17 protein-coding genes and 1 pseudogene are annotated in these 20182 nt (G+C 61.9%); 6 read left to right on the top strand and 12 right to left on the bottom strand.

From position 1 onward, the window contains the following. Window positions 1–2: 2 nt before the first annotated feature. The 7 genes from HBO12_RS00365 to HBO12_RS00335 form a co-directional block, all read right to left on the bottom strand. Complete coding sequence (locus HBO12_RS00365; RefSeq protein ID WP_170041045.1) at window positions 3–1346, bottom strand: 3-oxoacyl-ACP reductase; 1344 nt, start codon at window positions 1344–1346, stop codon at window positions 3–5. 143 nt (window positions 1347–1489) lie between these two features. Then, window positions 1490–4015, bottom strand: coding sequence for an acyl-CoA dehydrogenase (locus HBO12_RS00360; RefSeq protein WP_170041044.1), 2526 nt, complete (start codon window positions 4013–4015; stop codon window positions 1490–1492). Window positions 4016–4320: 305 nt separating this feature from the next. Further along, the gene (locus tag HBO12_RS00355) at window positions 4321–5766 is read right to left on the bottom strand and encodes an outer membrane protein transport protein (RefSeq protein ID WP_170041043.1); all 1446 of its coding nucleotides are present in this window, start codon (window positions 5764–5766) and stop codon (window positions 4321–4323) included. A gap of 114 nt (window positions 5767–5880) precedes the next feature. Further along, the gene (gene praB, locus HBO12_RS00350) at window positions 5881–6387 is read right to left on the bottom strand and encodes an alkane oxidation protein activator PraB (RefSeq protein WP_170041042.1); all 507 of its coding nucleotides are present in this window, start codon (window positions 6385–6387) and stop codon (window positions 5881–5883) included. Between the two features lie 129 nt (window positions 6388–6516). Further along, the gene (praA, locus tag HBO12_RS00345; RefSeq protein ID WP_170041041.1) at window positions 6517–7011 is read right to left on the bottom strand and encodes an alkane oxidation protein activator PraA; all 495 of its coding nucleotides are present in this window, start codon (window positions 7009–7011) and stop codon (window positions 6517–6519) included. A 147-nt stretch (window positions 7012–7158) separates the two neighbouring features. Further along, complete coding sequence (locus HBO12_RS00340; RefSeq protein WP_169955783.1) at window positions 7159–8436, bottom strand: alkane 1-monooxygenase; 1278 nt, start codon at window positions 8434–8436, stop codon at window positions 7159–7161. Between the two features lie 326 nt (window positions 8437–8762). Then, window positions 8763–9761, bottom strand: coding sequence for an alpha/beta fold hydrolase (locus HBO12_RS00335; RefSeq protein WP_262376859.1), 999 nt, complete (start codon window positions 9759–9761; stop codon window positions 8763–8765). Between the two features lie 300 nt (window positions 9762–10061). On the opposite strand from HBO12_RS00335, the gene HBO12_RS00330 reads away from it, so the two are divergent. Genes HBO12_RS00330 through HBO12_RS00320 form a run of 3 tightly spaced genes read left to right on the top strand, consistent with a single transcriptional unit; the run spans window position 10062 to window position 13350 of the window. Continuing rightward, entirely contained in the window at window positions 10062–11618 is a 1557-nt protein-coding gene (locus tag HBO12_RS00330; protein ID WP_170041039.1) for a flavin-containing monooxygenase, read from the top strand. Continuing rightward, window positions 11615–12511 (top strand): SDR family NAD(P)-dependent oxidoreductase, encoded by an 897-nt coding sequence (locus HBO12_RS00325; RefSeq protein WP_170041038.1) that lies wholly within the window; start codon window positions 11615–11617, stop codon window positions 12509–12511. Before HBO12_RS00330 ends, HBO12_RS00325 begins: the two co-directional genes overlap by 4 nt. Then, the gene (locus tag HBO12_RS00320) at window positions 12511–13350 is read left to right on the top strand and encodes a metal-dependent hydrolase (protein ID WP_169955795.1); all 840 of its coding nucleotides are present in this window, start codon (window positions 12511–12513) and stop codon (window positions 13348–13350) included. Before HBO12_RS00325 ends, HBO12_RS00320 begins: the two co-directional genes overlap by 1 nt. Before the next feature lie 44 nt (window positions 13351–13394). Here HBO12_RS00320 and hemN read toward each other — a convergent pair whose 3' ends face one another. The 3 genes from hemN to HBO12_RS00305 all read right to left on the bottom strand — a co-directional run bounded on the left by hemN (window position 13395) and on the right by HBO12_RS00305 (window position 16618). Beyond that, window positions 13395–14780: an oxygen-independent coproporphyrinogen III oxidase gene (hemN, locus tag HBO12_RS00315; protein WP_463671596.1), complete on the bottom strand. Its 1386-nt coding sequence runs from the start codon at window positions 14778–14780 to the stop codon at window positions 13395–13397. Then, window positions 14767–16092 carry an oxygen-independent coproporphyrinogen III oxidase gene (locus tag HBO12_RS00310; RefSeq protein ID WP_169955788.1) on the bottom strand — a complete coding sequence of 442 codons (1326 nt, stop codon included), beginning with the start codon at window positions 16090–16092 and terminating at the stop codon, window positions 14767–14769. The genes hemN and HBO12_RS00310 overlap by 14 nt, the downstream gene beginning before the upstream one ends. Before the next feature lie 82 nt (window positions 16093–16174). Further along, on the bottom strand, window positions 16175–16618 hold the full coding sequence (locus tag HBO12_RS00305) for a CopD family copper resistance protein (RefSeq protein WP_169955789.1): 444 nt from the start codon (window positions 16616–16618) through the stop codon (window positions 16175–16177). A gap of 328 nt (window positions 16619–16946) precedes the next feature. Here HBO12_RS00305 and HBO12_RS00300 point away from each other — a divergent pair, with 328 nt between their 5' ends. Further along, the gene (locus HBO12_RS00300; RefSeq protein ID WP_169955790.1) at window positions 16947–17552 is read left to right on the top strand and encodes an SCO family protein; all 606 of its coding nucleotides are present in this window, start codon (window positions 16947–16949) and stop codon (window positions 17550–17552) included. Next, window positions 17552–18022: a copper chaperone PCu(A)C gene (locus HBO12_RS00295; protein WP_170041036.1), complete on the top strand. Its 471-nt coding sequence runs from the start codon at window positions 17552–17554 to the stop codon at window positions 18020–18022. Before HBO12_RS00300 ends, HBO12_RS00295 begins: the two co-directional genes overlap by 1 nt. 824 nt (window positions 18023–18846) lie before the next feature. Here the strand turns inward: HBO12_RS00295 and HBO12_RS00290 are convergent. Continuing rightward, window positions 18847–19053 (bottom strand): annotated as a pseudogene (locus tag HBO12_RS00290) (DHCW motif cupin fold protein); the annotation flags it as partial. Between the two features lie 49 nt (window positions 19054–19102). Here HBO12_RS00290 and HBO12_RS00285 point away from each other — a divergent pair. Further along, window positions 19103–19597: an HIT family protein gene (locus HBO12_RS00285; protein ID WP_169957122.1), complete on the top strand. Its 495-nt coding sequence runs from the start codon at window positions 19103–19105 to the stop codon at window positions 19595–19597. On the opposite strand, the gene HBO12_RS00280 is transcribed toward HBO12_RS00285, so the two are convergent. After that, entirely contained in the window at window positions 19578–20048 is a 471-nt protein-coding gene (locus HBO12_RS00280) for a GNAT family N-acetyltransferase (RefSeq protein ID WP_169957121.1), read from the bottom strand. The genes HBO12_RS00285 and HBO12_RS00280 overlap by 20 nt on opposite strands. Between the last annotated feature and the right edge of the window lie 134 nt (window positions 20049–20182).

Here is a 20182-nt window from a genome sequence, read left to right as displayed (position 1 = left end):
GCTCAGGCTCCCAACAGGCTTTGGCCGCACACGCGCACCACCTGGCCGTTGACCCCGCCCGAGGCCGGATGCGCCAGCCAGGCAATGGTTTCGGCGACGTCGATGGGTTGCCCGCCCTGGGACAGGGAGTTCATGCGCCGCCCCGCTTCGCGAATCATCAGCGGGATTTTCGCGGTCATCTGGGTCTCGATAAACCCCGGCGCCACGCCATTGACCGTGACCTGCCGCGCCGCCGCCACGGGCGCCAGGCCCTGCACCAGGCCAATCACCCCGGCCTTGGAGGTGGCGTAGTTGCTCTGCCCCAGGTTGCCGGCGATCCCGGAGATCGACGACACACAGACCACCCGCCCACCGGCATTGAGCCCCTGCCCCTGCAGCAAGGCTTGACTCAAGTGCAACGGCGCTTCGAGGTTGACCGCCAGCACACTGCGCCAGGCGGTTTCGGTCATTTTCGCGATGGTCTTGTCGCGCGTGATCCCGGCGTTATGCACCACCACATCAAACGCGCCGTGCTCGGCCACATAAGCCTGCAACTGCTGCACCGCATCGGCGGCGGTGATGTCCAGCGCCCAGGCGTGGCCGCCGACGCTGCTGGCCGCCTGTTCCAGGGAGGGCAACGCTTGCGGCACATCCACGCACACCACGTGCGCGCCGTCACGGGCCAGGACCTGGGCGATAGCCAGGCCAATGCCACGGGAGGCGCCGGTGACCAAGGCGCGGCGGCCGCTTAAGGGCTTGTCCCAGTTGATGGCGGGGGCGGCATCGACCGGTTGTTCCAGGCGCACCACCTGCCCCGAGACATAGGCCGAACGCCGCGACAGGAAAAAGCGCAGGCTGCTTTCCAGGGCCTGCTCGGCACCCGGCGCGACATAGATCAGTTGCACCGTGATCGCCCGCCGCAGCTCCTTGGCCAGGGACCGCACCAGGCCTTCCAGGGCACGCTGGGCGATGGCCTGGGGCAAGTCCTGGCAGTGTTCGGGCGCGGTGCCCAACACCACCACGCGGGCGTGCTGCCCCAGGCGCCGGGCGTTGGCGTGGAAGAATTCGTAGAGTTCGTCCAGTTGCTTGAGGTCGAGCACGGCACTGGCATCGAACACCGCGCCCTGGACCTTGACCGTAGACGGCGCCTTGAGCGTGGCGGCCTGGGCCGGCACGGTGTCGGTGGCCTTGAAGATGCGCCGCACCTCGTCCGCCAGGCGCCCTGCCCCGGCGATGATCACCGGGTTGGCCAAGCCTTGCTGGCCGCTGCGATGACGTTGCAGGGGCAAGGGTTGTGGCAAGCCGATAGTCTGGGCCAGGCGACGGCCCCAGGCAGAGTTCACAAAAGAGAGATAGCTGTCGCTCATAAATCGATCCGTTTTCCTGACCTGCAAACCCAATCTCCTGTAGGAGCTGGCTTGCCTGCGATGGCGGTGTGTCAGATTGCATCTTTGGCACAGACACACCGCTATCGCAGGCAAGCCAGCTCCTACAGGGCGCGTGTTGGTGTTTAGTTCACCGGGGCGTTTTCACGTTTTTTGCTGCTGGGTTTGGCCACTTGCTCCAACGCCTGTTGACGCTTTTGCAGTGCCTCCAGCAACCCGAAGTCCTGCGGGAAGTCGTCCACCTGGATGCCGTGGTCGGCGTACTCCACATAGCGCGCCAGCAAGGCGTCTTCGTCGGCGCTGATCAGATCCAGGGCGCGGGCCTTGATGCGCCAGGCGGTAAACGCCGTGCTGCTGATCGGCATCGGGTCGAGGGTGCCTTGCTTGACGGCCGCCTTGAGTCGCCCTTCGATCAACTCCACCTGGGGCAGCAGGCGGAACGCCAACTCGCCGTAGGCCAACTTGTCGACTTCCGGACGCGGGATGTAGGAGTTGGCCAGCAAACGGTCGCGGCTTTCGCCCGGGGTCTGCACCAGTTCGGCCACCTGGGCCAGCAAGCGGTCTGACGGCTTGCGCTGGGGAATGCCGAACGGGAAGCTCAAGCCACGAATCACTGCCGCAGCCGGCTTCGAAGGATAATTGTCGAGCACCTCGGCCAGGGCTTCATGGGCCCGCAACAGGGCGTCCTGGGCCGACCAATGCACCAGCGGCAGATCCGCCTGGGGCCGGCCATCGTCTTCAAAACGCTTGAGCACGCAGGACAAGATGTAGAGCTGGGACAGCATATCGCCCAGGCGCCCGGTGATGCTTTCCTTGCGCTTGAGCGCCCCGCCCAGCACGCCCATGGAAATATCGGAAATCAATGCCAGCACCACCGACAGCCGATTGGCCTGGCGGTAGTAGGACGCAAGCGAAGGGTCGGTCTTGGCCGGCACGGCAATCAGCCGCCCGCCTGTAAGAGAATGCACCGCCGCACGTACGGTATTGGCCAGCACAAAGCTCAGGTGACCGAACATGGCACTGTCGAACGCCAGCAGCGCCTGGCGACTATCGGTGTTGCGCGCCGCTTCCATCTCGCGAAACACATAAGGATGGCACCGGATCAGGCCCTGGCCGTAGATGATCAGGCAGCGGGTCATGATGTTCGCGCCTTCCACCGTGATCGCGATGGGGCTTTGTTGATAGGCACGGGCCAGGAAGTTGTTGGGCCCCATGCAGATGCCCTTGCCGGCGACGATGTCCATGCCATCGTTGACGATGATCCGCGCACGCTCGGTGACGTGGTATTTGGCAATTGCCGAGATAACCGAGGGTTTCTCGCCAGCATCCAACGACGCCACCGACACCTTGCGCACCGCATCGCAGGCATACAGGTGCCCGGCCATGCGCGCCAACGGCGCCTGCACCCCTTCAAACTTGCCAATCGGCAGGCCGAACTGCTTGCGCATCGCGGCATAGGCCGTGGTACCGCGTACCGCCACCTTGCCCAGGCCAACGTTGGCCGACGGCAGGGAAATCGCGCGCCCGGCGGCCAGGCATTCCATCAACATGCGCCAGCCGTTGCCCACTTGCTCGCGGCCGCCGATCACCCACTCCAGGGGGATAAACACGTCCTTGCCGGTGGTCGGGCCGTTCTGGAACACCGCATTGAGGGGCCAATGACGGCGACCACTGTTCACCCCGGGATGGGACGTGGGGATCAACGCGCAGGTGATGCCCAGCGAACCAGGCTGGCCCAGCAGGCCGTCCGGGTCTTCGGCGCGAAAGGCCAGGCCCAGCACCGTGGCGATGGGGCCGAGGGTGATATAGCGCTTGTCCCAGGTCACGCTGAAACCCAGCACTTGCTGGCCTTCATGCATGCCCTTGCAGACGATGCCCAGGTCGGGAATCGCCCCGGCGTCGGAGCCGGCATAGGGGCTGGTCAGGGCAAAGCACGGGATGTCTTCGCCCCGGGCCAGGCGCGGCAGGTAGTAATTGCGCTGGGCGTCGGTGCCGTAATGCAGCAGCAGTTCGGCAGGCCCCAGGGAGTTGGGGACCATCACCGAAATCGCCGCCGCCGAGCAACGGGTCGACAGCTTCATCACCACTTGCGAATGGGCATAGTGGGAGAAGCCCTTGCCGCCATATTGCTTGGGAATGATCATGCCGAGGAAGCCGGCGTCCTTGGTGTACTGCCAGCCTTCGGGCGACAGGTCCTGCCAGACCTGGGTGGTTTCCCAGTCATTGGCCATGTCGCAGAGGGTTTCCACTTCGTTGTCGAGGAACGCCTGCTCTTCGGCGCTCAAGCGTGCCGGAGCGGCTTGCAGCAAGCGCTGCCAATTGGGTTTGCCGCTGAACAACTCGGCGTCCCACCACACGGTGCCGGACTCGATAGCCGCGCGCTCAGTGTCGGACATGGCCGGCATGATCGTACGAAACAGGCCCAGGGCCTTGCTGGTCAACAGTGCGCGGCGCAGCGGCTTGATGCTCAGCAGCAGCGCCGGCGCCACCACCAAAAGCGTCGCCACACTCAGGCCAAACCCAGCGACCACATTGAACAGGTAGCCACCCGCCAACCAGGCCAGGCCAGCCCCCAGCCACAGGGTGGCTGCCGCTTGTCGATACGCCAGGGCAGTCGCCGCAGCGAGTCCCGCCAATAACCAGATAACCATGGAGATACCTCTACTTGATCAGGGCAACTATTCAGGGCACGGCACGCATGTCAGCAGGTCGGTATGGCCTGCGACCGATCACCACACTACAAACTTGAAAAGACAAATTCAAATTTTGTTTTGAAATTTTTATTTAATCTGTTTGCGAAATAATTCTCGGCCGAACGTGTCAGCCGAAGTGTTGAAGGGAGAAGGAAATCACCAAGGGTCGCGTGGGCGACCCATGGGTGCAGCACCGGGTAAACGCAGTAGAAAGATGCGCTGACTACGCGTTTACCCAGGCACTACGCAGATCCAACCTCAGGTCAGAAGGCGTAGGTAGCCGAGAGGCTGACCACTTCGCCCTTGGCCTCGGATTTGCCATCCAGCGACGCCGCGCCCAGACGATCAACGTTCTTGGTCTTGAGCTTGACGGTTTCCACGAACTGGCGGGAATACGCGCCGTCGATGCTCAGGCCAGGAATGGCGCGGATGTTGTAGCCAAAGCCCAGGGAGGCAAAAGTGCGGTCACCATCCGGGATACGTGGGTCACGGGTGGAGTTGCGGGTTGGGGTCTGGTCGAAGGCCACACCGGCACGCACGGTAAAGTCATCCGTGAGTTTGTAGTCGCCACCGAACGAATACATCCAGGTGTTCTTGTACTTGTACGGGATCGACACGATGGTGCTGCCATTGGACTTCAAGGTCAGCGCCTCGAAGGAGGACCATTGGGTCCAGGTCACACTGGCGCCCAGGGTCAGGCGGTCAGAGAAGTCGTGTACCCAGTCCAGGGACGCGTTGGCAGGGATATCCAGTTGCGTGGAGGCATTGGCACCACCCGGATACAGCTTCAGCCCAGGGTAAGCCAACTCGACCAGGGTTTTACCGTCGACCACAGGAATGGTCATCAGCCCCTCCGAGGTCGGGTCAGCGTACATGTTGTACTTGCCTTCCAGCTTGTTCTTGATCTTGGCGTGGTAGTTCAAGCCCAGGGTGTCCTGCGCCGTGGGCTTCCAGGTCATCCCCGCAAACCAACCCAGGGAGTTGTTGTCGACCTTGACCCGCATCAAGGCGAAGCCCTGGCCGGCCGGGAACGGAATCATCCCGAAGTCCGGCGACTGCGCAGCAGCGGCATACAGATCGACGTTCTGGCTCACAAAGCCTTTGGTGTGCTGGAGAATCGCACCACCACCGATGGAAAACTCATCATTGACCTTGAACGACAGCGAGCCGGTCAGGCCAACGGTTTCAATGCGGGTATCCACCGCAAAGTCGCGACCTTTCCAATCCTCATCCCAGGTTGTGCGCGCGCCCATGGGAACCACTTGGCTCAAACCAAAGGCAAAACGGTCGTTGATCGGAATCACCATAAAGCCGGTAGGCACCCATGCTTCGAACCCACCCTGGCCGCCGTTACCGGTGCGCGGGGTCGACGAGACGAGTTCCCCAGTCGTGGGATCCATGACCGTGTTGGACGTCGGATTGCCAGCGTAGTCATACGCCGAGCCTTTGTATTTGATATCGATATTTGCGTAGTTGATGGTGAACTGCGAAATGGTTTTATCAATGAAAGCCATTGCAGCCGGGTTGTTGTAGGCCGCTGAAGGATCGTTCTTGAACATTGAACCGCCACCAAATGCCCGGCCCCAGCCAGCAGTATTCGCAGTTGGCGTCATGAAGCCACCCGCCTGAACGGTTCCTGCCGAGGCGATCAGCCCGCCCAACAATGCCAGGCCTAATAACGCCTGGGCCTGCTGTTTCTTGTTATTCATGCGCCACTCCTTATTATTTTTATTCATCACAACCGGTACAACCGAGCCGCTTTGCCTCAACAGGTGCCTCTAACGAGGCACCTGCTTCTCTCAGGGGTGATCAGCCCTTTGCTCTTATTGCAACTTCAGGGTTGGGGCCTTGACGTTCAGCGACCTGACGAAGCAGTTACCGGACAGCGATTGGCTGCCAGTAGTCGACAGGGTTTTGGTTGCTTCGTCCCACACTACGTTGAGTGGGCCGGGGCCGCAGTTGGACGCTGGGAAGGTGATGGTCCAGCCCACGCCAGTCACGGTGCCAGTACCGGTTTGGGTACCCGGGTCAAAGGTGTTTGCAGTCAGTACCCAACCTGGGGAAGGAATGTTCTTCAACGTTGGCAGGCTGCAGAGCACGTTGCCCGAAAGCTGCGCCGACGTAATGGTGGCAACCCCGCCGGAAACGTTCCCACCGAAGGTCACATTGCAAGTGATATCGCCAGGTGCAGAAGGCGTTTTCACCACGAGAGTGCCCGAGTTAGTGGTAAATGGGCCATCAGGCGTGATCGATGCCGCACTGGCCATCGAAGCCGCGCCAAAGCACAGAGCAAACGAACTTACACAAACGAGGGTTTTCAAACTTTTCATTATTTTTCCTCACATGTATGGCGAGTCATTTCGCCGGGGTAATGGCCATGATCGAGAGGTCACGGAGAAACAGCAGAACTTCCCTTTCCAGCCAAATTTCAATTCATTTACCGCTACAAATTCGGGGGTTTACTCGACGACTTTGAACGTCGGCGGCATCTTGATCGACACCGTCTTGATCTTGCAGTCTTCGCCAATCGGCACATTGGCCGCCTCCAACTTGCCGGTGGCGTTATCCCAGGTGCCTTCGGCAGTGGATGGGCCGCACTTGCCGCCCAGGCCAAAGGCGTGCACATCGACGCTGATCTTCGACATGGAGCCGCTCTTGGCATCCTTGGCCACTAAAATCCACGGCAGGTTGATGGCTTCGACGCGGCTGCACTTGAGGCCACCGTCGAACTCGACCTTGTCGACATTGACTTGCGAGCCATCGGCCGCGACCTTGCCGGCCACCTTGATGGTGCAGTCGGCGCTGATCAGCGCGCCCTTGGAAAAGCTGATGGGGCCCTGGGCAGTGAAGGCGCTGCCGGCAGGTTCGATGCGTGCGGCCTGGGCCTGGTGATAGGCGATAAGGCCCAGCGCAGCGAGCACGATATGGGTGGTGAACTTGGCAGGTGTTTGCATGGTGTACGTCCTTCCCTTGATTTTATTTTTGTTAGGGTCAAACAACTTTCTTGCAACTTAAGCAGCACTCGAATCCGGCAAACCGTGGGCGATGAAAACCTGCGCGATACACAGACCCCGAGTGCGCCCTACAACAGTTGATTCACATTAGAAGGTGCTGGTCTTGCCGTACTTCTCCAGTATCTTCAAGCGTTTGGATGGCTGGATATTGGCCAGGGTGACATCCCCCGAATAATGCCGTAGTACCCGGTGATCCATACGCCGGCGCCACAAGTAAGGGATATAGGCCCAGACAATCATGCTGGCGTAGCCATACGGCAGTTGCGGCGATTCATCAAAGTGGCGCAACGACTGATAACTGCGAGTCGGGTTGGCGTGATGATCGGAGTGGCGCTGCAACTGGAACAGAAAGATATTGGTGACAATACGGTTACTGTTCCACGAGTGGCGCGGCGAACACCGCTCATAACGGCCATTGGGCAACTTCTGGCGTTTAAGCCCGTAGTGCTCGACATAGTTCACTACTTCCAGCAACGAGAAGCCGTAGATGCCCTGGATCAACAGGAAGGGAATCACCGCCGCACCCAGCCAGGCGATCATCGCGCCCCACAACACCACGCTGTACATCCAGGCGCTGAGTACGCCGTTCTTCCAGTGCCAGGCTGGCAGGCCGAGCTTGCGCAGGCGTTCGCGTTCCAGGTTCCAGGCCGAGCGCGCACTGAACCACACCGAGCGCGGCAGGAAGGCCCAGAAGCTCTCCCCCAGCCGCGAGCTGGCCGGATCTTCCGGAGTGGCGACGCGCACGTGATGGCCACGGTTGTGTTCGGTGTAGAAGTGCCCGTAGAAGGTCGGCGCCAGGGTGATCTTCGCCAGCACAATCTCCAGCAGGCGCGGCTTGTGCCCCAGTTCATGCGCGGTGTTGATCGCGATGCCAGTGGCGGCGCCGGTGGACATGGCCATGCCCAGGTAGGTGAACCAACTCACCTCGCCATGCAGTTGCACCCGGGCGGTCAGGAAGCTGGCGGTTTGCGCCATCCAGCTCGATGGGTCCATGGACGCCGTGAGTTGCAGCAGGCCGCCGTTGATCATCCAGTCGATGCCGCTGACCGCCAGCCAACCGGTCATCACCAGGGATGAAATAACCAACAACACCCCGGTGTAGACGATCCAGCGGTAGTACTTCTGCGACTCAAGGCCGCTGACAGCGGATTCTGGCGGGTTGCTGACGTCTTCCCCAAGCAGGCCGTCGATCAACGGGATCAGCCCGAAAATCACCAGCACACCGACCCACCACAGCTCTTGTACACCCGTAGTAATAGCCAGGGCGCCCGACAGCAGCGGGGTCGCCAGAGGCATGATGCCCAGCCACCACAGGTGGCGCTTGCCGTCGGTCCAAACGTGCGGGGCAGCCAGGGTCTGATTCATGGCAACCTCCGGACGCACTGCGCGGCAGGGAGGGAGAGCGAAGCAAAAGAGACAGGAAACAGGTTCAGGCGGCACTGAAGGCCACTTGAAATCAACCATGCGATAAAAGGCGTTTTTTTCATTATTTTATTCGCTCTTAGGCATTTCAAAAATCATTTCAAAATAAATATTGAAATATTTTTTTAAATAAATAGCGCGGAACCGATAGGTCGTCAACTACTTTTTCGAGGCCTTTTTTACGTGACCGGGCAGTCTCTTTTTCAGCCGTTCGGTCAGGTGTCTAGGGCAAGCGTTAGCGACTTTCGACCGCACCGTGGGGTTCATGATTATTTGCTCGCCAACGCAAAGGGCGGGTGCAGGACTGTGGCTGTTTCCAGCGGCCTGCTGCGCTTGGCCACCTGCTCGACCAATGCTGCCACCCGCTCGGTAGCGGTGATGGGCAACATATGGCCACGGCCTTCGACCAGCTGCAGCTTGAGCCCTGGCACCTTGTCCGCCAGGGCCTGGCCGTGCATGCGAAAGTCCAGCACCTTGTCCCGCGAGCCATAGATCAGGCCGATGGGCAGGCGCAACTGGGCGTAGCGCTTGACCATATCGGGCAGGTAATCGTTGACCAGGCCGATTTCGGTGGAGGCGGCATAGAAGTTATCGGGACGCATCCCCAGCAGGCCGCCGCCACGGGTGGCGAAGTCGGCCGGTGCCGGGTCGGGAGCGAATACGCCCTTGACCACCGCGCCACTGGTGAGCATGCCGATGGGCACGGTCAGCGTGCGCGACACCCAGCGCCGCAGCCAGCCAGGGCGCACCGCCAGCGACAGAAACACCAGGGGGATCATGCGCTGGGGATGGGTCAGCGGGGCCACCAGCACCAGCCCGGACACCGCATGGGGATGGTCCAGGGCCAGGGCCAGGGAAATCGCCCCGCCCAGGGAATGCCCCAGCACCAGGGGCTGGCCCAGGTCCAGGGTCTGGATAAAGGTCGCCACTTGCCGGGCCTGGCTTGGCAGGTCGGCGCCGGTGCCTTTGTGCCGGGTGGAATAGCCTGAGCCGGGGCGGTCCAGGGTGATCACCCGAAAGTGCTCGCGCAATTGCGCGGACAAGGCATAGGTCAGGTTGCGACTGCTGCCCATCAGGCCGTGGATCATCACCAGCGGCGGGCCCTTGCCCTCGTCTACATAATGAAAGCGCTCGCCATCGATCTCCACAAAGCGCCCGTTGCTTGGAACAGCCGCTTCGATACGGCGCGTCATCCAGGCACTCAAGCCCCATAACGCCGCACTGGCAGCCATAAACACACCCGCAGCGACAACCCATTCGACAGCCATAGCTCGGTCCTCTGCTTCCCTGCTGCTGGCGATCCGACCGGTATTGGTCAAGACCTCAGCCATCGTCCACACCCTGGACTTCAACTGCGTGCGTAAAGGTTCGTCCGTCGGACAAATCGCACATAAAGGACAAGGTTGTAGCGTAGGCGATATTTTCAGGTAGATTATTTAAAATCTTTTTTAAAATAATAAATACAATTTTTCTTTGCAATGGTGTTCTATCTAAAAAGCCAAAAACAAAAAAGGAGCACATCCGATGTCAAAACCCGTAAGGCGCCCACAGCCCACGAGGGACACCCTATGAATGCCTCTACCCCGCCGAGCGGCCCGGCAGATTGCGTTGATATCGCCATCATTGGCTCAGGCTTTGCCGGCCTGTGCATGGCGATCAAACTCAAGCAAGCCGGGCTCGACGACTTCTTCATTGCCGAACAGGCCGACTCCCTGGGCGGCACCTGGCGCGACAACCACTACCCGGGCTGCGCCTGTGACGTGCAATCCCACGTCTATTCGTTTTCCTTTGCGCCCAACCCCGACTGGACCCGGCAGTTTGCCCCCCAGGCGGAAATCCGTGCCTACCTGGAGCACTGCGCGCAGCGCTTTGAACTGGCACCGTACCTGCGTTTTGGCATGGGCCTGCAACGGGCGGTGTTCGATGAGCAGTTGCAACGCTGGCAACTGCAGTTCAGCAATGGCCGCCGTGTCAGTGCGCGGGTGCTGGTGTCGGGCATGGGCGGCCTGTCCCGCCCGGCGCTGCCGGATATTGCGGGGTTGGACAGCTTCAAGGGCAAACGCTTTCACTCCCAGCACTGGGACCACGACTATTCACTCAAGGGCAAGCGCGTGGCAGTGATTGGCACCGGCGCCAGTGCCATCCAGTTCGTGCCGCGTATTGCCCCGCAAGTGGCGCACCTGGACCTGTTCCAGCGCACCGCGCCGTGGATCATGCCCAAGCCGGACCGCCCCATCTCACGCTTTGAGCGCTGGCTGTTCAAGCATCTGCCGTTCACCCAGCGCCTGGTGCGCGGGGCCTTCTACTGGGCCCTGGAAGGTCGGGTGGTGGGGTTTGCGCTGCACCCGCGCCTGATGAAAGTGGTGCAGAAAATCGCCCTGCGTCACCTGCACAAACAGGTGGCGCGCCCTTCCCTGCGCAAGGTCCTGCGGCCGGACTACACCATCGGCTGCAAGCGCGTGCTGATCTCCAACGACTACTACCCGGCGCTGTCACGCAGCAATGTCGAAGTGGTCACCGAGACGGTGCTGCGGATCGAAGCCGACGGGGTCATCACCGCCGATGGCATCAAGCACCCGGCTGACTGCCTGATCTTCGGCACCGGGTTCCAGGCCACCGATCCCCTGCCCCGCGGCTGCATCATCGGGCGCGGTGGCGTCGACCTGATGGAGGCCTGGCGCGATGGCGCCCACGCATACAAGGGCACCACCGTACCGGGCTATCCGAACCTGTTCCTGATCGTCGGGCCCAACACCGGGCTGGGCCACAACTCGATGATTCTGATGATCGAGGCGCAAGTCACCTACATCCTCGATGCCCTGCAACAGATGCGCCGCCAGCAAATTGCCACGGTCGAGGTCAAGCCCGCCGTAGAAAGCGCCTACAACCAGCAAATCCAGGCAAAGCTGCAGCGCACCATCTGGAACACCGGCGGCTGCCGCAGTTGGTACCTCGACCCGCGCACCGGCAAAAATACGACGTTGTGGCCCGGTTCGACCTGGCGTTTCAAGCAGGTCACCCGCCAGTTCGCCCTGCGCGATTATCAAGTCACGCCATTAGTGACCGGCGCCCCGTCGCGCCCCGTCGCGCCACCCCATGCCACCGCAGAAGGAAGCCTGTCATGAAGTCATTCAATGGCCGTGTGGCGGCCATCACCGGTGCCGCGTCCGGCATGGGCCGCGCCTTGGCCCTGGCCCTGGCCCGCGAGGGTTGCCACCTGGCCCTGGCAGACAAGAACCAGGCCGGGCTGCAACAAACCGTGGAGCTGGTCCAGCGCAGCACCCTGGCGCCGATCCGCGTGACCTCGCGGGAGGTGGATGTTGCCGACCGCCAGGCCATGGAGGATTGGGCCGCCAGTTGCGCGGCAGAACACGGCCAGGTCAATTTGATTTTCAACAATGCCGGGGTGGCCCTGTCGAGCACCGTGGAAGGTGTGGACTACGCCGACCTGGAGTGGATCGTCGGCATTAACTTCTGGGGTGTGGTGTACGGCACCAAGGCCTTCCTGCCGTACCTCAAGGCCAGTGGCGACGGGCATGTGGTCAACACCTCCAGCGTGTTCGGCCTGTTCGCCCAGCCCGGCATGAGCGGCTACAACGCCACCAAGTTCGCGGTGCGCGGCTTCACCGAAGCCCTGCGCCAGGAGCTCGATTTGCAACGCAGCGGCGTCTCGGCCACCTGCGTGCATCCCGGCGGGATCCGTACCGACATCTGCCGCAGCAGCCGGATCGACGCGAACATGACCGGGTTCCTGATCCACAGCGAACAACAGGCCCGCGCCGACTTCGAAAAACTGTTTATCACCGACGCCGACCAGGCCGCCAAGGTGATCCTGCAAGGCGTGCGCAAGAACAAACGCCGTGTGCTGATCGGCCGCGACGCCTACGCCCTGGACCTGCTCGCGCGCTGCGTGCCAGCGGCCTACCAGGCACTGGTGGTGTTTGCCAGCCGGCGCATGGCACCAAAAAAACGCAAGCCACCGCTGCCCAACCCCATCACTGAACAGGAGTCGCCATGATGCTGCCCATTCGCCGCGACCTGCATTTCGTCCTGCCCGCCGAACGCATCAAGGACTGGCATGAGCAAGGCCCGTTCATCACGCATTTTTTCAATGCCCTGTCGCTGCTGTTTCCCCAGGGCGAACTGTTCTTCATGGACAGCGTGCGCCACTATCGCCAGCGCATCGACGACCCGGCGTTGAAAAAGGAGATCCAGGGTTTTATCGGCCAGGAGGCCATGCACAGCCGCGAACACGTGGCCTACAACGACCTGCTGCAAGCCGCCGGCCTGCCGGCCCATCTGCTCGACCGGCGCTTGAAATTTATGCTCGACCTGCAAAAGAAGCACTTGCCGCCGTCCTTCAACCTGGCGGTGACCATCGCCCTGGAACACTACACGGCGATGCTCGCGGAGATCCTGCTCAGCGACCCCACGCGTTTTGGTGATTCGCTCAAGGGCTACCAGCAAATGTGGTACTGGCACGCCCTTGAAGAAACCGAGCACAAGGCCGTGGCCTTCGATGTGTGGAACAGCGTGATCAAGCCGGGGCCCAAGCGTTACTTGCTGCGCACCGGGACCATGCTGTTCACCACGGTGTTTTTCTGGCTGGTGGTGTTTGATTTCCACCTGCGCCTGTTGATCGCCGATCGCCGCGCGGGCGGGCATCTGAAGGGGTTCTGGCGGATGCTGAAGTTTCTCTACGGCCCCAAGGGCGTGTTCCCGCGCATGGCGCGGCCGTGGCTGCATTACTTCAAGCCGGGGTTTCATCCGTGGGATCACGACAATCGGGTGCGACTGGAAGGGATCGATAAGCTGGTGGAAGAAGTCGAGCGCACCAACTCGGTTGCCGGAATGTAGCCTTGCAGGAGCCGGCTGGCCGGCTCCTGCAGTACGCCAACGGCTCAGACCGTGCGCGAAAACTGGCCCTTTTGCTGCCCGCCCAGGTACGCATCAAAGGCCATCGCCACGCTGCGCACCATCAATTGCCCCTGGGGCAACAGCTGCACGGCATCGTCCTCGATGTACAGCAAGCCATCCGCCACTTGCTCATCCAACCGCGACAACGCGTGGGCAAAGTATTCGGTAAAACGGATCGCATGCCCGGCCTCGACCCCGGCAAAGTCGATGCGCCCGTGGCACATCAGGCCGTTGATCACGTCGCGGCGCAGCACGTCATCGGCGTTCAGGCGGTAGCCGCGCTGCACCGGCAACAGCCCGGCGTCGATCCGCGCGTAGTACTGGGACAACTCCTTGACGCTCTGGCTGTAGCTGTCGCCCACCTTGCCGATGGCCGACACGCCCAGGCCGATCAGGTCGCAATCGGCATGGGTCGAGTAGCCCTGGAAGTTGCGCTGCAAGGTGCCATTGGCCCGGGCCAGGGCCAGTTCGTCGTCGGGCAAGGCAAAGTGGTCCATGCCGATATACACATAGCCCGCCTCGGTCAGCCGGCGAATGGTCAATTCAAGCAGTTCCAGCTTGCGCTCCGGCGGGGGCATGTCTTCGGGGCGGATCATGCGCTGGGCACGGATTTGCGTGGGCAAATGCGCGTAGCTGTAGGCCGCCACGCGGTCCGGGCGCAGGGCAATCAGCTTGCCCAGGGTCACGTCGAAGCTGGCCACGGTCTGCAACGGCAGGCCGTAGATCAAATCCACACTGATCGACTTGAACCTTGCCTGCCGGGCTGCCAAGACCAATTGCACAATCTGCTCTTCGCTCTGCACGCGATTGACCGCCGCCTGCACATCGGCATCAAAGTCCTGCACGCCGAAGCTCAGGCGATTGAAGCCCAGCCCGCGTAGGTTGTGGATCCGTTCGACGCTGATGGTGCGCGGGTCCACTTCAATGGAAAACTCATGATTGTCACTGGTATCCAGGCTGAAGCCCTGCGCCAGGCAGTCCATCAATTCGGCCAGTTGTGCATCGTCGAGGTAGGTCGGCGTACCGCCGCCCAGGTGCAACTGGGTCAGGGGCCGCGCGCGGTCGAACAGCGCCGCCTGCATCTGGATTTCGCGCTTGAGGTAGCCCAGGTACTCCACGGCGCGATGGGTCTTGCGCGTGATGATCTTGTGGCAACCGCAGTAGTAGCAAAGGCTCTGGCAGAACGGGATATGGATGTACACCGACAGCGCCTTGGGTGCCAACGCCTGGTTGCTGGCCGCTACCGCCTGCTGGTAATCGTCCAGGGCAAAGGCTGAGTGAAACTGCGGCGCGGTCGGGTACGAGGTGTAGCGCGGCCCCGGGCGGTCGTATTTCTGCACCAGGGCGCGGTTGAACTCAAACGCTTTCATGATCGATGGTCTCATCGTTGGAGCAAGGGGGAACCGCGCTGCCTGCCCGGTCAAACAGTGCGCATAGAGCTTCGACCCGCTGCCGGCCCGCTGGCAGCACACAGAGGAAGCGCTCGGACAGGTCGATCAGGCCGTCCTGGTGCAGATGCTCCAGCAGCGGCCAGATCGCCGAGAAATAGCGGGAAAAAATCACCCCATAGCGGCGCTCCAGGGCCTGGATATCCAACTCCAGGTCACAGGCCAGGCGCTCCATCACATGCTGGCGGATCTGGTCGCCGGCCTCGCAGCGCCAACCGCGGGCGGTGGGCAGCAGGTCGCTGTCCAGTTGCTGGCGATAGCGCGCCAGGTCTTCGGTGTTTTGCGCATACAGGGTGTCGAGCTGGCTGATGGCGCCCAGGCCAAAGCCGATATGGTCACAGTAGCCGTGCCGGGTAAAACCCTGGCAATTGCGGCTCAGGTGCCCACGCTCCTGGGCCAGTGCCAGGTCGTCGTCGGGGCGTACGAACTGGCCCAGCCCGATGTAGTGATAACCGGCGGCCTCCAGGCGCTGGAAGGCGATGCGGCGCATGCCACACTTGTCGACATTCGACGACAGCGCACGCCGTGGCTGCTGCTGGTAACGCCGTGGCGCCTGGGCATAGTCGAACACTTGCAGGCGGTCCGGCTCCAGGGCGATCAGGCTGGCCAGCTTGGCGGCAAAGCTGTCGCAGGTCTGCCAGGCATGGCCGTAGCCGAGGTCGACATTCACCGAACGAAAGCCGAAGGTGCGCGCCGCGTCGATCAGCGACTGGATCGGGGCCGGGTCCTGATAGCCGGCCACCGACGGCGTGGCCTCGGCACTGGCATCCGGCACGCCGATATTGATGTGGTTGAACCCCAGGTCGCGCAACAGGCCCATGGTTGCCCAGTCGGTGTGCAGCGGGTCGAGGTCGAGGCTGTAGTCACCCTGGTCATGCTCAAGAAAATGCAGGCGGCTGCGCAGGTGCGCCATCAAGCGTTGCAGGTCGGCGATCGCCGGGGTGGCGCCGCCCAGATGGAATTGGTCCACCGGTTGCCGGCCGCCCACGTGGCAACCGACCAGGTGGATTTCCTGCTCCAAAGCGCCCAGGTAGTCATCCGCCACCAGGCCTGCCGGCCACTGCAGGTTCAGCGCCAGCGGGCGTTGGCGCTGACGGCTGCTGCGCAAGGCGCGCAGCAGGTCGAGGGAGCCGATGCCCGGATGGAATTTGCCGATGTCGACCTGGCCCTGGTCCAACACGCTTTGGTCACGGCGCAGGCGCCACTCGCGGGCGGGATGAATGACAGTGAGCATGACGGCCTCCGGGTCTGGCTACGGTGGGTCATTGTGCGGTGCGACCGGGCAGCGCACCTTGATATGCATCAAGCGCCGACGTTTACCAGGTGATGTAGAACATGCTCTTGGCCAGCAACACAATGGCAACCATATGGCAGAACAGGCTCAGATGGACGAAGCGCAAATAGGCCGCGCTGACCCGCCCACGGCGCATCAACCACACCGTCAGCAAAAAATGCATCAGCACGCTGGCGGCGAGGATCAGCTTGAGGGTCAGCAAGGCACCGAATGCCGAGCTCGATGGCGCCGCCAGCACTGGCAGATAGCGCAACCAGACCATGCCGATCCCGGCGCCAAACAACACCAGCAGCACCCACGGCATCAAGGCCCTGGCGCGGCGGCCGATGCCCTGCTCCACCAGCAACATCACGCGGGCCGGCAGTTGCTTGTGCACACTGGCAAGGATCAACACTTCAAAGAACACCGTGCCGATAAACATCAGCGCCGCGAACAGGTGGGCCAGCAGGAACAGGAGATAGAGCATCAGAGCCTCACGGTGGCCGGTCCTTGTACCGTGACTGTGCCCCAGTGCGGACGAGCGGCGCCTTGATGCCGGTCAAGGGCCCTGATAATCGTTGAAACATTTGCCCAACGCCTTGTGCGGTGGGCCTTTGGCGGTCTCTGCGACAGTGTGCCACAGACTCAATCAGCGCCCTGGCTGGTAAGGTGGCCACCGCCCCTGTGGCAGAACGTCGCAGATTATCAAGCGTGATCAAGGCCGGTAGACTACCCAGCCTTACTGTTCACCGCTTTTCAAAGCCTGACTGACCTGTTATGCGCAGCCGTCAGGCGCTTCACGGGACGCCCATTTCATGAGTACGTTATTCACCCGTCGCAAGGTCCTCACCGGTATGGGCCTGCTGGGCCTGGGCCTGTTGAGCGGCTGTGACACCGGCCCCAAGCTGAACTTCAAGTACGGCAAGGACCTGAGCGACAAGATCATGGGCCGCACGTTCAAGCTCAAGAACACCGACGGCGAGACCGTCACCCTGAGTTCGTTCCGCGGCCTGATGCCGGTGGTGTTCTTCGGTTTCACCCAGTGCCCGGCCGTGTGCCCCACCACGCTTGCGCGCATGGCGCAGGCCAAGAAGATGATGGGCCGCGACGGCGAAATCATGCAGGTGATCTTTATCACCCTGGACCCGGAACGCGACACGCCCCAGGTGCTCGACGCCTACGTCAAGGCCTTCGACCCCAGCTTCGAAGCGCTCTACGGCACGCCGGAAGAAATCGCCGTGGCCGCCAAGGAATTCGGGATCTTTTATGAAAAGATCCCCGCCGGCGACACCTACACCCTGTCCCACACCGCCACCAGTTTTGTGTTCGACACCCGCGGCAACCTGCGCCTGGGCCTGTCGGCATCCCTTAACGCCAAAGAGTGCGCAGAAGACCTGCTCACCGTCATGGAGGTCTGCTAATGACTGCTGTCCATACCCTCAAGCGCATCGCCCTCGGTCTTTCCCTGCTGGGTCTGGCCGCCCACGCCAGCGCCCAGGTGCAGGTCAGCGACGCCTGGGCTCGCGCCACCGTGCCGGGGCAGCATTCGAGCGGGGCCTTCATGACCCTCACCGCCGACAGCGACAGCAAACTACTTAGCGTCAAGTCGCCGGTGGCCAAGGATGTGCAGATTCATGAGATGAGCATGAAAGACGACGTCATGCGCATGGGCCCGGTGGACGCCGTGGCACTCCCGGCCGGCCAGGCGGTGAAGCTCGATCCCGAGGGCTATCACGTGATGCTGATGGGCCTGACGGGCCAGATCAAGGAAGGCGACCAAGTGCCGCTGACCCTGACGGTGGAAGATGCCAAGGGTGACAAGCAGACCCTCGAAATCCAGGCGCCGGCCCGCAGCCTGGGCAGTACTGACGGCCATCATATGAACCATTGATCCTGAGGGTGGGAGCTGGCTTGCTCGCGGTGGCCATAGGTATTTACACATCTCTTTCGTGGTTCTTGGGGTTGTGTACATATCCATTGCTGCGGTCACGGCCACTTAGGGTTCCGCCCTTACGGCGGCTCACTTTTGGAAAAGAGCCCGGAGTGCCGGCCCAGCCAAAAGTAACCAAAAGGGCTCTTGCCCCACCACTCGGCACCTCGCCCAGGCTCGGTGTGCCCGTCATCCGACATTGATTTGGGGGGCCGCCGCGATGGGCCATCCATGGCCCAGCGCGGCTAAACCGGCGTCCTGCCGGTTTACCCCCCAAATCAATATCGGATGAAGGCCAGCGTGGTTTAACGGGGCGCCTAAGATCAAAATCACAAGCAAAGCGAGGCGGCCTGACAGCCGACCTGATCATCGAAGCGTACGCGTACCCCTGTAGGAGCTGGCTTGCCTGCGATGGTCGTTAACCATGACGAATGAATACCAGATACTCTGATGTGTTCTTTCGGGCGTCATCGCAGGCAAGCCAGCTCCTACAGGGGAATGCAGCTTCGCGCTCTGGTTTTGCTGTTGCTGTTGCTCTGCTTTTGATCTGGCTTTTGATCTTAGGCGCCCCGTTAAACCACGCTGGCCGCAGGCAGGTATTGCGCAGTGGGCACCCCGGCATGGATGCCGGGGTAGCCGCGACACGGCCAGGGATGGCCGATCGCGGCGGGCCCACGGAGCAATGCCTGACTGCGGGCATGCCGAGCCTAGGCGAGGCACCGAGTGGTGGGGCACCGAACTCTGAAAACCCCACGATGGATCCGTCTCGGCCGATGGACGACAAATCAATCCACAATAAACAGCCTGGCCCCGGTTGCTGTGCTCGACCGGTGCCCGTCCCTGTCATTGCCCACCTGATAACTCATCCCCGCCGTCAGGGTGAACTGGCGGCCATCCTCCAGTTCGGTCTGCAACTCCCCCTCCAGGCACAACAACACATGCCCGCGCCAACACCCGTGGTCAGCCAGGTAGCCAGGGCTGTATTCCACCATACAGGGAGTTGCCTTTGGTATCCTGCCGGCCCGACCTAGGTGCCCGGCCATGCACATTGCTCCGTCCCATATCCTCCACGAAACCGAACACTGGCTGCTCAACCATCACCTGGCCTCGGCCCTGCCCGGTTATTTGATGCTGGGGGCCAAGACGCCAATCAGCTCGTTGGCTGACCTACCCGACGCGGCCCTGGCGCAAATGGGTGGCCTACTGGCGAAAACCCAGAAGGTGATGGAAGTACAGCTCCAACCCAAGTGGCTATACATCAGCCGCTTTGGGCATATGCCCGGCTTCCCGCTGCACTTTCATTTGATCCCGGTCTATGACTGGGTCGAAACGCTGTTCTGGGAGGATGAGCGCTACCGGGTGCTGCAAGACTTCGGCGCTGGCAGCAACGGGCAAGCGGCGACGGATGGGGCCGAACTCACCCTGTTTATCTGGCGCGAGTTCGGTGAGAACCCGACGCCACCCGCGACGGCCGGGCTCACGGTGCCGGGCGTGATCGAGCGCCTGCGCGCCGCGTTCAAACAGTCAGACGCTTGACCATCGGCACACACGCCAGCTCCAGCCCCGTAGGCGAATGATAGATCGACTGCTCGCCGCCTTCGTATCCGCGGCTACGATAGAAATCTGCAGCATTCAACGTCGCGTCCAGCACCACCTCCTCAATCCCCAGCTCCAGCGCCACCTGCTCCAGGTGCTCGAGCATCTGCCCGCCAAACCCGCGCCCGATAAAACCGGGCAGCACAAACAGCGCGCCGACTTCTCGATGATCCGGGTCGAGCATGCCGGTGGCGACCGGCTCGCCATCGACGCAACCCAGGTAGAACGGCTTGGCCATCAGCGCGGTGTAACCGTCCTCGGCGGCGCCACGGGTCCAGGTCAGCATCTGCTCGGCGGTGTAGGCGCCGATGCATTGGCTGCGGATCGCCTGCAGGCGGATGTCGAAGGCGATGGGGCCGTCGTCGTGGGTGGCGCGTCTGATTTGCAGCATTCGAATCTCCCTGAATTAACTGTGTTTGCCGTGACCTCAAGGTGCCATTAGCACACTTGTGCTAATCGACCCCGCAGGCACCCGGCGCTATATTCGCCGGCACCCCCAACGCTCCCCGCCAGCACGTCGAACCC

The sequence above is a fragment of the Pseudomonas sp. WS 5059 genome, from assembly GCF_012985525.1.
In the GTDB taxonomy this organism is placed as follows: domain Bacteria; phylum Pseudomonadota; class Gammaproteobacteria; order Pseudomonadales; family Pseudomonadaceae; genus Aquipseudomonas.
The sequence above is the reverse complement of the archived record's forward strand: the minus strand, read 5'-3'. Positions and strand labels throughout refer to the sequence as shown.